The organism is Bordetella trematum (assembly GCF_900078335.1).
GTDB lineage: Bacteria > Pseudomonadota > Gammaproteobacteria > Burkholderiales > Burkholderiaceae_B > Bordetella > Bordetella trematum.
Genome location: NZ_FKBR01000045.1, coordinates 191,056 through 203,881, shown reverse-complemented (window position 1 = coordinate 203,881; position 12,826 = coordinate 191,056). Strand labels below are relative to the sequence as shown.

At 66.1% G+C, this 12,826-nt stretch carries 9 protein-coding genes; 5 read left to right on the top strand and 4 right to left on the bottom strand.

Annotation, left to right across the window (positions count from 1 at the left end; genetic code table 11):
- The first annotated feature begins 712 nt into the window (after positions 1-712).
- From A7V84_RS16810 to A7V84_RS16795, 4 genes are all read left to right on the top strand, one after another.
- Positions 713-2,467: a PAS domain-containing sensor histidine kinase gene (locus tag A7V84_RS16810; RefSeq protein ID WP_025515823.1), complete on the top strand. Its 1,755-nt coding sequence runs from the start codon at positions 713-715 to the stop codon at positions 2,465-2,467.
- Positions 2,464-3,090 (top strand): response regulator transcription factor, encoded by a 627-nt coding sequence (locus A7V84_RS16805; RefSeq protein WP_025515822.1) that lies wholly within the window; start codon positions 2,464-2,466, stop codon positions 3,088-3,090. The genes A7V84_RS16810 and A7V84_RS16805 overlap by 4 nt, the downstream gene beginning before the upstream one ends.
- Positions 3,087-3,953 (top strand): bifunctional methylenetetrahydrofolate dehydrogenase/methenyltetrahydrofolate cyclohydrolase FolD, encoded by an 867-nt coding sequence (gene folD, locus A7V84_RS16800; protein ID WP_025515820.1) that lies wholly within the window; start codon positions 3,087-3,089, stop codon positions 3,951-3,953. The genes A7V84_RS16805 and folD overlap by 4 nt, the downstream gene beginning before the upstream one ends.
- A 145-nt stretch (positions 3,954-4,098) precedes the next feature.
- Entirely contained in the window at positions 4,099-6,153 is a 2,055-nt protein-coding gene (locus tag A7V84_RS16795) for a M3 family metallopeptidase (protein WP_033534827.1), read from the top strand.
- On the opposite strand, the gene A7V84_RS16790 is transcribed toward A7V84_RS16795, so the two are convergent.
- Complete coding sequence (locus A7V84_RS16790; protein ID WP_081695063.1) at positions 6,126-6,860, bottom strand: class I SAM-dependent methyltransferase; 735 nt, start codon at positions 6,858-6,860, stop codon at positions 6,126-6,128. The two genes, A7V84_RS16795 and A7V84_RS16790, sit on opposite strands and share 28 nt — an antisense overlap.
- 220 nt (positions 6,861-7,080) lie before the next feature.
- Between A7V84_RS16790 and A7V84_RS16785 the strand changes: the two genes are divergently transcribed.
- The gene (locus A7V84_RS16785) at positions 7,081-7,329 is read left to right on the top strand and encodes a GlsB/YeaQ/YmgE family stress response membrane protein (RefSeq protein ID WP_025515815.1); all 249 of its coding nucleotides are present in this window, start codon (positions 7,081-7,083) and stop codon (positions 7,327-7,329) included.
- Between the two features lie 51 nt (positions 7,330-7,380).
- Here the strand turns inward: A7V84_RS16785 and A7V84_RS16780 are convergent, their stop codons facing one another.
- The 3 genes from A7V84_RS16780 to A7V84_RS16770 all read right to left on the bottom strand — a co-directional run bounded on the left by A7V84_RS16780 (position 7,381) and on the right by A7V84_RS16770 (position 12,824).
- Positions 7,381-8,067 carry an outer membrane protein gene (locus tag A7V84_RS16780; RefSeq protein WP_033534828.1) on the bottom strand — a complete coding sequence of 229 codons (687 nt, stop codon included), beginning with the start codon at positions 8,065-8,067 and terminating at the stop codon, positions 7,381-7,383.
- Positions 8,068-8,226: 159 nt separating this feature from the next.
- On the bottom strand, positions 8,227-9,669 hold the full coding sequence (gene adeC / locus A7V84_RS16775; RefSeq protein WP_033534829.1) for an AdeC/AdeK/OprM family multidrug efflux complex outer membrane factor: 1,443 nt from the start codon (positions 9,667-9,669) through the stop codon (positions 8,227-8,229).
- Complete coding sequence (locus A7V84_RS16770; protein ID WP_063492322.1) at positions 9,666-12,824, bottom strand: efflux RND transporter permease subunit; 3,159 nt, start codon at positions 12,822-12,824, stop codon at positions 9,666-9,668. Before A7V84_RS16770 ends, adeC begins: the two co-directional genes overlap by 4 nt.
- Between the last annotated feature and the right edge of the window lie 2 nt (positions 12,825-12,826).

Sequence of the window (12,826 nt, the reverse complement as noted above, 5' to 3'; positions counted from 1 at the left end):
GCCCCGCCAAAAAAGGGACGCCAGGCACGTTTGCGCGCATTCTAAGTAGCTAGCTTAGCCTGTCGCAAGATAAATTTCATGTTGCGGTACGGAATTTCATAATATGAAATACTGACGGATTCCTGAAAGACATTTCTGCCCTCGCCTGCGGCCTTCCGGCGGTCCTCATCCCGGCGCGCCGCAGGGGGTCCGGCCCAGCATCTCATAGAGAGGCTCCCCCGCCAAGTCTGCCGGGCAGACCCCGCCGGCCTGGCGTGCGACAGCGCGGATTTCCCCCTCCGGGACCCGCTGCGCCCCCTGCGCAAGCCACCGGCCCCGGGCTGCCCGGCCGCCATGCGGCACCCGGGCCAGGCCCGTGACAACGGCAGCGCAAGCACCGGCGTGCTGCCGGCCGGCAGGCGGCACGGCATCAGCATCCTGGCGCCCCGCGCCGTCAGAGCAGTGCAACATCGTAGGACGCCAACCCATCATTACCCGTATTCTCCGGCGCTCCGCCGGCCTGGAACCGGGTTCCCCGCATCCTCCCGGCAGCATATATGGTGCACCGCACAACAAAAAGATCGATGAAATCCTCAGCCGCAGGCGCTCAAACCCGCCTCTGTCAGGGAAAAAAACAGGGATTTACACGCTGCCACGCCGCCTGCGGCCCGGCGCGCCGGCCCACCGCTGCCCATTACCCCGTAAAATACGCAGCCTAACGGCCCTCCTGTCCATGTCCAGCGCCCCCAAGTCCAATATCCCGAATTCCTTTCACGCCCACGCCCGCACCCGCCGGCGCGGCCTGTATTGGGTAACGCCCGCCCTGGTGCTGGTGCTCTACATCTGCGTGATGGGGATGTTCTTCTGGTTGCAGCGCATCCACGATGACAGCGTGATGTTCGTCACCATCGACCAGGAGCTGCGCCAGCAGCGCCTGCTGTGGGTGGTGCTGGCGCTGTCCTGTGTGATCATCATCAGCCTGTTGATGCTGTGGCGCTACACGCGTTTCCGCTCGGTGGCCGAAGCCGCCCAGATCGCCGAAACCGGTTTTCGCCGCGCCATGGAGAACTCCATGTCCACCGGCATGCGGGTGCTCGACATGGAAGGCCGCATCGCCTACGTCAATCCCGCCTTTTGCCGCATGATCGGCTGGAACGAGGCGGACCTGATCGGGCGCAGCCCGCCCTTCCCCTATTGGGTGCCCGGCCGCCACGACCAGCACCAGCACACGCTCGACGTGCTGATGTCCGGCAAGACGCCCTCCAGCGGTCTCGAAGTCGAGGCCCAGCGGCGCGACGGCTCGCGCTTTACCGCCCGCATGTATGTTTCGCCGCTGCTGGACCCCAACGGCACCCAGATCGGCTGGATGACCTCCATGACCGACATCACCGAGCCCAAGCGCATCCGCGAGGCCCTGACGGCCGCGCATGAACGCTTCATGACCGTGCTCGAAGGGCTGGACGACGCCATCTCGGTGACTGCAGACACCCACGACGGCCTCGAACTGCTGTTCGCCAACCGCACCTACCGGCGCGTGTTCGGCGCCCAGACCGGCGGCCACGACGAATTGCTGGCAGGCCGCCGCGGCCGCTTCACCGACGAGTCGGTCGAGGTCTTCGCTCCTTCGGTGCAGCGCTGGTTCGAAGTGCATCACCGCATGCTGGCCTGGACCGACGGGCGGCGCGTGCGCATGCAGGTCGCGCGCGACATCACCGAACGCCGCATGCACGAAGAAGCCTCGCGCGTGCAACAGGAAAAGATCCAGATCACCAGCCGCCTGACCACCATGGGCGAGATGGCCTCCTCGCTGGCCCACGAGCTGAACCAGCCGCTGACCGCCATCGCCAACTACAGCATGGGCGCGGTCGCCATGGTCAAGGCCGGACGCACCAACCCCGAGATGCTGCTGCCGGCGCTGGAGAAGGCTGCCGCGCAGGCCGAGCGGGCCGGCAAGATCATCAGCCGCATCCGCGAATTCGTGAAACGCAGCGAGCCGCGCCGCCAGCGCGTGCCGATCTCGCGCATCGTCGACAACGCGATCGGTTTCGCCGAGATCGACGCGCGCAAACGCCGCATCCGCATCGACCCGGCCGTGCCGGCGCCCATCCCGGATGTGCTGGCCGATCCCATCCTGATCGAGCAGGTGCTGCTGAATCTGTTAAAAAACGGCCTGGAGGCCATGGAAGGCAGCGAATCCGATGAGCTCAAGGTCATCGTGACGCTGCAAGGCCCCCAGATCGAGGTCGCGGTCCACGACCGCGGCCACGGAATCGCCGAACCCGAACGTCTGTTCGAACCTTTCTTCAGCACCAAGTCCCAGGGCCTGGGCATGGGGCTGAACATCTGCCGTACCATTATTGAATCTCACCACGGTCGTCTGTGGGCCGAATCCAATCCTGCTGGCGGGACGATCTTCCGCTTTACCCTGCCCTGTGCCGCGCCTGAAACGCCGGCCCGGAATGACCAGTCCGAGGAGTTGCACGTATGAACACCCCCCACCTGTCGAGCACGGTATACATTGTCGATGATGACGAGGCCGTCCGCGATTCGCTGCGCTGGCTTCTTGAGGCCAATGGCTACCGGGTCCGCGCCTTTCCCAGCGCCGAATCCTTTCTGGACGAGTACGACGCCGCGCAGGTGGGTGTGCTGATCGCCGACGTGCGCATGCCCGGCATGAGCGGCCTCGAACTGCAAGAGCAGCTGCTGGCGCGCAATTCGCCCATGCCCATCGTCTTCATCACCGGCCACGGCGATGTGCCGATGGCGGTGTCCACGATGAAGAAAGGCGCGATCGATTTCCTCGAAAAGCCTTTCAACGAATCCGACCTGCGCGAGATCGTCGCCCGCATGCTGGAGCAGGCCGCGCAGCGGGTCTCCAAGCACCAGGCGCAGAAAGACCACGAAGCCATGCTGGCGCGCCTGACCGCGCGCGAGCAACAGGTGCTCGAGCGCATCGTCGCCGGCCGTCTGAACAAGCAGATCGCCGACGACCTGGGCATCAGCATCAAGACTGTCGAGGCGCACCGCGCCAACATCATGGAAAAACTTGAAGTGACCACCGTAGCCGACCTCATGAAAGTCGCGCTGGCCAAACCCGAGGCCAACGCATGACCGCAAGCATCATCGACGGCGCCGCCCTGTCGCAGCGCATCCGCGAAGACGTCGCCCAGCGCGTGGCGGCCCTGACCGAACAAGGCGTGCGCCCGGGCCTGGCCGTGGTGCTGGTGGGTGAAGACCCCGCCTCCCAGGTCTATGTGCGCAACAAAGTGGCCGCCTGCGAAAAGGCCGGCCTGCATTCGGTCAAGGAGCAATACCCGGCCGACCTGAGCGAAGCCGACCTGCTGGCCCGCATCGACGCCCTGAACCGCGATCCGTCCATCCACGGCATCCTGGTGCAGTTGCCGCTGCCGGGCCACCTGGACGCGCACAAGGTGATCGAAGCCATCGCCCCCGAAAAGGACGTCGACGGCTTCCATATCAGCAATGCCGGCCTGCTGATGACCGGCCAGCCGCTGTTCCGCCCCTGCACCCCCTACGGTGTCATGAAGATGCTGCAAGCCCAGGGTGTGGCGCTGCGCGGCGCCGAAGCCGTGGTGGTGGGCGCCAGCAACATCGTCGGCAAGCCCATGGCCATGCTGCTGCTGGCCGCCGGCGCCACCGTGACGCTGTGCAATTCCAAGACCCGCGATCTGGCCGCCCACACCCGGCGCGCCGACGTGCTGGTGGTCGCCACCGGCCGCCCGCGCATGATCACCGGCGACATGGTCAAGCCCGGCGCCGTGGTCATCGACGTGGGCATCAACCGCGGCGAAGACGGCAAGCTCTGCGGCGACGTCGATTTCGCCTCGGCTGCCGAGGTCGCCGGCGCCATCACGCCGGTGCCCGGCGGCGTCGGCCCCATGACCATCGCCATGCTGCTGGTCAACACCGTCGAGGCGGCCGAGCGCGCCCTCTCGCAGCGGAACGCGGGCTGATTCCCGCCCAGGCGCCGGCGAATCCGTCCGGCGCCTGCCCCGGCAAGCGTCTTCCCGCCTTGCAATCCCGGGCATACTCCCCATCTAGCTTGATATCCCCGGCCGCCGCCGCGCCGGCGCACGCCGTTCTCCACCGGAAAGCCTCATGACTCAAAACCCGCTGCTCGCCCCCGTGGCCACCCTGGTCGACTACGCCGCCATCAAGCCGGAGCACATCGTGCCGGCCATCGACGAACTGCTGGCCTTGTCGCGTCAGGCTGTCGATGCGGCCGCCCAGCCCTCCCTGCCCGCCACCTGGGAAGCGATCGTGCACCCCCTGGACAGCGCCACGGAGCGCCTGTGGCGCGCCTGGTCGGTCGCCGGCCACCTGAACGCCGTGGTCAACACGCCGGCGCTGCGCGAGGCCTACAACGCCGCCCTGCCCAAGGTCACCGAGTTCTCCACCTGGCTGGGCCTGCATGAAGGCCTCTACCGCCAATACCAACGCCTGCAGGCCAGCCCCGGGTTCGCCCAATGGGATCCGGTGCGCCGCCGCGTGGTCGAGCTGGCGCTGCGCGACTTCCGTCTGGGCGGCGTGGAACTGCAGGGCGAGGCGCGCGACCGCTATGCCGTGATTTCCGACCGTCAGGCGCAGGCCTCGCAGAAATTCTCCGAAAACGTGCTCGACGCCATCGATGCCTGGCAGCTGTACCTGGACGATGCGGCGCGCCTGGACGGCGTGCCGGCCGATGTCCAGCAGGCCGCCGCCGACAGCGCCCGCCAGGACGGCCGCGAGGGCTACAAGCTCACCCTCAAGATGCCCTGCTACCTGCCGGTCATGCAGTATGCGCGCGACCGCTCGCTGCGCGAGACCCTTTACCGCGCCTATGGCACGGTCGCCTCCGAACAGGGCGAGGCGGGCTTCGACAACTCGCCCATCATCGAAGAGCTGCTGGCCCTGCGCGCCGAAGAGGCCGGGCTGCTGAAATTCGGCACCTTTGCCGAACTGCGTCTGCAGACCCGCATGGCCGACAGCGCCGCCGAGGTCACCACCTTCCTGCGCGACCTGGCCGCCCGCGCCAAGCCCTATGCCGAGCGCGACCTCGCCCAGCTGCGCGAATTCGCCGCCGGCGAGCTGGGGCTGGCCGAGCTGCAGCCCTGGGATATTCCCTTCGTGTCCGAGCGCCTGCGCGAGGCCCGCTATGCCTACTCGGAAGAAGAGATCAAGCGCTACTTTACCGAACCGCGCGTGCTCGATGGCCTGTTCGACGTGATCGAGACCCTCTTTGACGTGCGCCTGAAGCCTGCCGAACTCTCGACCTGGCACGCCGACGTACGGGGCGTGCGGGTGGAGTCTGCCGACGGCAAAACGCTGGGCTTTCTCTACCTGGATCTGTACGCGCGCGCCGGCAAGCAAAGCGGCGCCTGGGTCGACAGCGAACGCAACCGCCGCCTGATCGCCGGCCAGATCCAGACGCCGGTGGTCTACCTGACCTGCAACTTCTCGCGCCCCAGCGGCGACAGGCCCGCCCTGCTCACGCACGACGACGTCATCACGCTGTTCCACGAAACCGGCCACGCCCTGCACGCCCTGCTTTCCGAGGTCGACGAACCCGGCGCCTCGGCGTTCGCCAGCGTCGAATGGGATGCGATCGAACTGCCCTCACAGTTCATGGAGAACTTCTGCTGGGAATGGGAAGTGGTGCAGAAACTCTCGGCCCATGTCGACAGTGGCGAAGCCTTGCCACGCGCCCTCTTCGACAAGCTCCTGGCTGCCCGCAATTACCAGAGCGGCATGCAGACCGTGCGCCAGCTGGAGTTCGCGCTCTTTGACATGCTGATGCACGACCGCCCCGAAGGCATGCGCATTGCCGACGTGCTGGCGCTGCTGCAGCAGGTGCGCGCCGAAGTCGCGGTCCTGTTCCCGCCGGCCTGGCATCGTTTCCCGCACGCGTTCTCGCATCTTTTCGCAGGCGGCTACGGGGCCGGCTACTACAGCTACAAATGGGCCGAGGTGCTGTCGGCCGACGCCTATGAGGCCTTCGAGGAGGCCGCCCGCGACGGCAATACGCTGGACACGGCCACCGGCCTGCGTTTTCGCCGCGAGGTGCTGGCTGTCGGCGGCGCCCGCCCGGCCGCCGAGTCCTTTGCGGCCTTCCGGGGTCGTGCACCACGCATCGACGCCCTGCTGCGTCACAGCGGCATGGCCGAAACCGCCTGAGGTTCTGTCTGGGCGGCAGGCCGCCGCCCAGACACCACCAGCCAACGCCCATGCAGCGACTGGGCCGAGCCGGCCTGAAGCCAGAACCGCGCCTGGGCCGCATCGGGCGCCCGGCGGGCCTGGCGCCGGCAATACCACCACGAAGGCAGGGCCAGCACATGCTCGATGCGGCGCTTGGGCTTGGGCTCGCGCACCTCGTGCAGTGTCACGTCCTCGTAGCCGGCCAGCGTCAGCAACTGATGCAGCAACGGAAACGTCCAGGCAAAGTAGGTGATGTAATCCCGGCCCCGACAGCGCCCCACGGCAGGCCGGAAGCCTGAATGAAAGCCACGCAGCAGAAACTGCACCCGCGAACGCTGCTGCCAGACATTGGGAGTGGTCAGGATCAGCAGGCCGCCCGGCCGCAGCGCATGCCAGAAGCTCTCGACCGCCGTGCCCGGACTGGACAGCAGATGAATGGCTTCGCCGCAGACCACGGCATCATAGCGGCGCGCGCCACGCCAGGCCTGCTCCAGGTCCTGCTCCTGCACCTCGCGATACCCGCCGCCAGACGACGGAAATTCCCATAGCCCCTTGCCGTCAAGTGCCAGCTCGGCGCCCATCGCACGCCCCAGCCAGCCCTGCCCGCAAGGCGCATCGAGCACCTCGCGCGCGCGCTCGCGACGCAACAGATCACACACCACGGGATGATAGGGAGCAGCAGCCATCGGGGACTCGCAGGGCAAGGCGGCGCGCGGAATGCGGCAGCATCCCGCGCATCAGAGCGGCAACATCGCCGACCGGGCGCATCCGCGGCGGGAAAGCGGACCGTTGCCGGCTGGCGGCGGCACGCTCACGGTCAGATGCAGGAAATACGTTTTGTAACCGCCACCGCCGCCACGCCCTGGGTATGATGGCTGCACCTGTCCCCCTGAAAGGAGCGCGAGCATGGGCATCATCGTCATGATCATCGTCGGTTTCATCGTGGGCCTGATCGCCCGCGCGCTGATGCCGGGCAATCAAAGCATGGGCATCATCATGACCACCATCCTGGGTATTGTCGGCTCGGTGGTGGCCGGCTATCTTGGCCAGGCGCTGGGCTGGTACGCCTCGGGCGAGCCGGCGGGCTGGATCGCCTCGGTGGTGGGCGCCATCATCGTGCTGGCGGTGGTCGGCCTCGTCTCCAAGAAGAGTTAAGGCCGCGTTTGCGGCGCCAGTACGGCTCCCCGTGGGGAGCCGTACTGCATGTCAGAATGCGTAGCGCAACCCCGCATAGAGCTCGCCGCTCACGCCCCTGGCGCGCAGATGGTTGTCCCGGCTGGTGCCCGTGCTGGACTCGCCCAGACGGGTATAGCGATAGCCCGCATCCAGCGTGAGGGCGGGATTCAAGGCGTAGCTGGCGCCAACCCCCACCGTCCAGGCCAGCCTGTTGCGACGCAGCGGTTTCATTTCGATGCGCTGTTCAAGCACCCTCAATTGCCCCGAAGCCCGGTTGATGGCCAGCCCCAGGCCAAGCTGCCCGTACACGCTGAACCGCTCGGTGATGCTGAAATCACGATAGACGTTGAACATCAGGCGTTGGGCGCGATTGGTGTACGTCTGGGCGCTGACTTCCTTGCCCCCCAGGTCGGGCTCGGTGGTCGACTTCCGAAAGCGCGCCGTCGACGGCAGGACATACTCGGCTTCCACGCGCCAGCCAGGCGACAAGGCATAGCCCAGCGCCAGCGACCCCATGAATCGCCGCGTCGTGTTGCTGTCACCCAGTTTGACCGACTGCCCTTCGCCGTCGAACTCCTCGAAGCCGCGCACATCGTTCAATACATTGGCTGAATAGCCCATCCTGGCAGCGGCATACCAGCCGCTGCCGGTTTCACCGGCCTGGACCGTGCCCGCTCCCACCAACATGAACAGCACGGCGCAAGTCGCTTTTTGCATGATTTACTTCCTTTAGAGAAAGGCCCGGCCGATTGCGCGACATGCATGCTGTCGTGCAATCGGCCAGGCCGGGAAGGATCAATCATGAAAAAGGCGCACCCTTTGCTCAATGCGCTGCGGTCTGGTTCATAGCTGCTATCGCTGTCTGCCGACACCCGATCAGGAAGCTTCCGCCAGCGGCGTGTGTTCGGTCCAGCCGCCGCCCAGTGACTTGTACAGGGTAATCAGGTTGGACAACCGCGCCAGCCGGGTATCCACCAGCACCTGTTGCGCTTCGTAGAGCGAACGCTGCGAATCCAGCACGCTCAGATAACTGTCCACGCCCTGGCGGAAACGCTGATCCGACAGGTCGTAGGCGCGCTGGCTGGCCTGCACCAGCAGGCGCTGGGCCTGGATCTGCTGGCCCAAGGTGGCGCGCCCGGCCAGGCCATCAGCCACCTCGCGAAAACCGCTCTGGATCGCCTTTTCGTAGTTGGCCACCTCGATCCGCTTGCGCACGTGCGCCAGATCCAGATCGGCGCTCAGGGCGCCGCCGGCGAAAATGGGCAGATAGATCTGAGGCGCAAAACTCCAGCTGCCCGAGCCGGCATCGAACAGCCCGCCCAGCGACGCGCTCATCGTACCGGCCGAACCAGTCAGGCTGATGCTGGGGAAGAAGGCCGCGCGCGCCGCTCCGATGCGGGCATTGGCGCCCTGGAGCACGTGTTCGGCCGCCCGGATATCCGGACGCCGCACCAGCAGGTCCGACGGCAGGCCGGCCGGCAATTCCGCCAGCACCGCATCGTCGGGCAGGCGGGTCTGCTGCGCCAGACGCGCCTGCATATCCTGCGATAGCGGCTGGCCGATCAGCAACACCAGCGCATTGCGATCCTGGGCCAGTTGCCGTTCGTACTGGGCCATGTTTCGCTCTGCGATGCGCAGCGATATCTCCGCCTGGCTGAGATCGAGCGCCGTGGCCACGCCCTGCTCATAGCTCTGATGCGTCAGGCGATAGGAGTCCTGTTGCGACACCAGGGTCTCGCGGGTCAGTTGCAGCAGTTCCTGGTCGGCAAGCAGCGTGAGGTAGGCATTGGCCGTTTCGGCCAGCAGGGTCAGCTGGGCGGCGATGCGGGTTTCGTCCTGAGCCAGATACTGCTGCAGCGCCTGGTCGCTCAGGTTGCGCACCCGGCCGAACAGATCCAGCTCCCAGGCGGACACCGCCGCACCGACCTGGTACTGGCGCGAAATCTGCGCCTGGCCGGTGGCGGTCATGTCACCCGGGGTACGCTGTACCGTGGCATTGCCCGCCGCCCCCACCGAAGGCATCAGGTCTGCACGCTGGATACGGTACTGGGCACGTGCGGCCTCGACGTTCAGGGCCGCCACGCGCAGATCGCGGTTGTTGTCCAGCGCCAGCGTCAGCAGCTCCTGCAGCAGCGGATCGCGGAAGAACTCGCGCCAGCCGATATCGGCAGCCACCCCGGAGGCGGCCGGATCGCCCGCATCCGGGTAATGCTGCGCCACGGGCGCATCGGGGCGCTCGTAGGTCGGCGCCAGCGAGCAGCCGGCCAACACGCCGGCCAGCGAAAGCGAAAGCAAGGTTCTCATAGCAGTACGACTCATTGCGCCGCTCCCGGGTTGTCGCCGGACTCGGCTTCCTGCATGTCGCTTTGCCGGTTCACGCGGAACAGGCGCAGCACCAGCACGAAGAAGAAAGGCACGAAGAAGATCGCCAGGAAGGTGCCCGAGAGCATGCCGCCGATCACGCTGGTGCCGATGGCATGCCGGCTGGCCGAACCCGCGCCGGTCGAGATGGCCAGGGGCAGCACGCCCAGCACGAAGGCCATCGAGGTCATCAGGATCGGCCGCAGGCGTTGGCGCGCCGCATGCACTGCGGCCTCGGCCAGGCTGCCGCCCTGCTCGAAATGCGCCTTGGCGAACTCCACGATGAGGATGGCGTTCTTGGCTGCCAGCCCCACGGTGGTCAGCAGCCCCACCTGGAAGTAGACATCGTTGGAAAGATCGCGCAGCAAGGTCGCGCCCAGCGCACCGATCACGCCCAGCGGCACCACCAGCATCACGGCAGTCGGCACGCTCCAGCTTTCATAAAGCGCGGCCAGACACAGGAACACCACGATCAGCGAGATGGCGTACAAGGCCGGCGCCTGGGCATCGGACATGCGTTCCTCGAAGGACATCCCTGTCCACTCGAAACCGATGCCCGTGGGCAGCTTGGCGGCGATGCGCTCCATTTCCTTCATGGCGTCGCCCGAACTGTAGCCATGCGCCGCCTGGCCCTGGATGTTGTAGGCCGGCACGCCGTTGTAGCGATTGAGCTTCTGCGGCCCGTGGGTCCAGTGCGCGGTGGCAAAGGCCGAGAACGGAACCATGTCGCCCGCGTTATTGCGCACGTACCACTTCTCCAGGTCCTCGGGCAGCATGCGCGAGGCCGGCTCGCCCTGCACGAACACCTTTTTCACCCGGCCCCTGTCAATGAAATCATTGACATAGGATGAGCCCCAGGCCGTGGCCAGGGTGGTGTTGATCTCGGCGATCGAGACGCCCAGCGCCCGGGCTTTCTCGCGGTCGATATCGAGCTGGTATTGCGGCGCATCCTCGACGCCGTTGGGGCGGACCCCCACCAGCATGGGGCTTTGCATGGCCTCGGCCAGCAACTGGTTGCGTGCCGCCAGCAGCGCTTCATGGCCCAGGCCGGCACGGTCCTGCAACATGAAATCAAAGCCCGAGGCATTGCCCAGCTCCATCACCGGCGGCGGCGTGAAGACGAAAATCTGCGCATCGCGGACATGCCCGGCGAAGTAGGTGTTGGCGCGACGCACCAGCGCCTCGGCCTGCAGCTCGGCGCTCTTGCGCTCTTTCCAGTCACGCAGCTTGACGAACAGGATGGCGCTGTTCTGTCCGCGCCCGCCGAACGAGAAGCCCGTCACGGCGAACACCGATGCCACCGCATCCTTTTCTTCCGAGAGCAGGTGATCGACCGCCTGGTCGACGACCTGCTGGGTGCGCTCGGCGGTGGCGCCGGCCGGCGCCATCACCTGGGCGAACAGAATGCCCTGGTCTTCGCCCGGCAGAAAGGCCGTCGGAATGCGCGCGAACATCCAGCCCATGGCCAGGATCAGCGCCAGATACACCACAAGCAGCCGTTTGCCGCGCGTCATGGTTTTCTCGACCACGCGCACATAGCCGTCGGTGGAGCGGTCGAACATGCGGTTAAACCAGCCGAAGAAGCCCTTCCTGGTGGCGTGATGCCCCTTGGGCACGGGCTTGAGCATGGTGGCGCACAGCGCTGGCGTGAAGACCACCGCCACCACCACCGACAGGACCATGGAGGACACGATGGTGATGGAAAACTGGCGATAGATCACCCCGGTCGAACCGCCGAAAAAGGCCATCGGCACGAACACCGCCGACAGGACCATGGCAATGCCCACCAGTGCGCCGGTGATCTGGCTCATCGACTTGCGGGTGGCCGCCTTGGGGCTCAGCCCTTCCTCGACCATCACCCGCTCGACGTTTTCCACCACCACGATGGCATCGTCGACCAGCAGGCCGATGGCCAGCACCATGCCGAACATGGTCAGGGTGTTGATCGAATAGCCGAATGCGGCCAGCACCCCGAAAGTTCCCAGCAGCACCACCGGCACGGCCAGGGTGGGGATGAGCGTGGCGCGCACGTTCTGCAGGAACAGATACATCACCAGGAACACCAGCAGGATGGCCTCGAACAACGTCTGGATCACGCTCTCGATGGACAGGCTGACAAACGGGGTGGTGTCATAGGGATAGACCACCTCCATGCCCTGCGGGAAGAAAGGCTTCAGGCCGTCGATGGTGGCGCGCACCGCCTTGGCCGTGTCCAGGGCGTTGGCGCCGCTGGCCAGCTTGATCGCCAGGCCGGTGGCAGGTTTGCCGTTGTAGTAGCTGTCGATGGCGTAGTTCTCGGCGCCCAGCTCCACGGTGGCCACGTCCTTCAGGCGCACCTGCGAACCGTCGGGGTTGACCTTCAGCAGGATATTGCCGAAGGCTTCCGGCGTCTGCAGACGCGACGGGCCGATGATGGTGGCATTGAGCTGCTGGCCGCGCTTGGCCGGCAGCCCGCCCAGCTGCCCCGAAGACACCTGCACGTTCTGCTCGCGGATGGCCGCGCTCACGTCGGAGGCCGACAGCGAGTAGTTGATCAGCTTCTCGGGGCTGAGCCAGATGCGCATGGCATAGGGCGCGCCGAACAGCTGGAAGTCACCCACGCCTGGCGTGCGGCTGATCGGATCCTGAACATAGGAGGCGACGTAGTCGGCCAGGTCGGACTTGTCCAGCGAGCCGTCGCTGGACACGAAGCCGGCCACGATCAGGAAGTTCTTGGTCGCCTTGGTCACGCGGATGCCCTGCTGCTGCACTTCCTGCGGCAGCAGGGGCTGGGCCAGGGCGAGCTTGTTCTGCACCTGGACCTGGGCCGTATCGGGATCGGTACCCTGAGCGAAGGTCAGCGTGATGGTCATGCTGCCATCGGAGTTGCTTTCCGAGGAGATGTACTCCAGGTTGTCGATGCCGTTCATCTGCTGTTCGATGACCTGCACCACCGTATCCTGCACGGTCTGGGCCGATGCGCCCGGATAGCTCACGCTGATGGCGATGGCCGGCGGCGCGATGGCCGGATACTGCGCAACCGGCAGGCTGAGAATGGACAGCGCCCCGGCCATCATCAGCACGATGGCGATCACCCAGGCGAAGACCGGCCTGTCTATGAAAAACTTAGCCATGC

Coding starts and splice junctions, on each gene's coding strand:
- A7V84_RS16810 (WP_025515823.1), top strand. CDS start 713: ATGTCCAGCGCCCCCAAGTCCAATATCCCGAATTCCTTTCACGCCCAC.
- A7V84_RS16805 (WP_025515822.1), top strand. CDS start 2,464: ATGAACACCCCCCACCTGTCGAGCACGGTATACATTGTCGATGATGAC.
- folD (WP_025515820.1), top strand. CDS start 3,087: ATGACCGCAAGCATCATCGACGGCGCCGCCCTGTCGCAGCGCATCCGC.
- A7V84_RS16795 (WP_033534827.1), top strand. CDS start 4,099: ATGACTCAAAACCCGCTGCTCGCCCCCGTGGCCACCCTGGTCGACTAC.
- A7V84_RS16790 (WP_081695063.1), bottom strand. CDS start 6,860: ATGGCTGCTGCTCCCTATCATCCCGTGGTGTGTGATCTGTTGCGTCGC.
- A7V84_RS16785 (WP_025515815.1), top strand. CDS start 7,081: ATGGGCATCATCGTCATGATCATCGTCGGTTTCATCGTGGGCCTGATC.
- A7V84_RS16780 (WP_033534828.1), bottom strand. CDS start 8,067: ATGCAAAAAGCGACTTGCGCCGTGCTGTTCATGTTGGTGGGAGCGGGC.
- adeC (WP_033534829.1), bottom strand. CDS start 9,669: ATGAGTCGTACTGCTATGAGAACCTTGCTTTCGCTTTCGCTGGCCGGC.
- A7V84_RS16770 (WP_063492322.1), bottom strand. CDS start 12,824: ATGGCTAAGTTTTTCATAGACAGGCCGGTCTTCGCCTGGGTGATCGCC.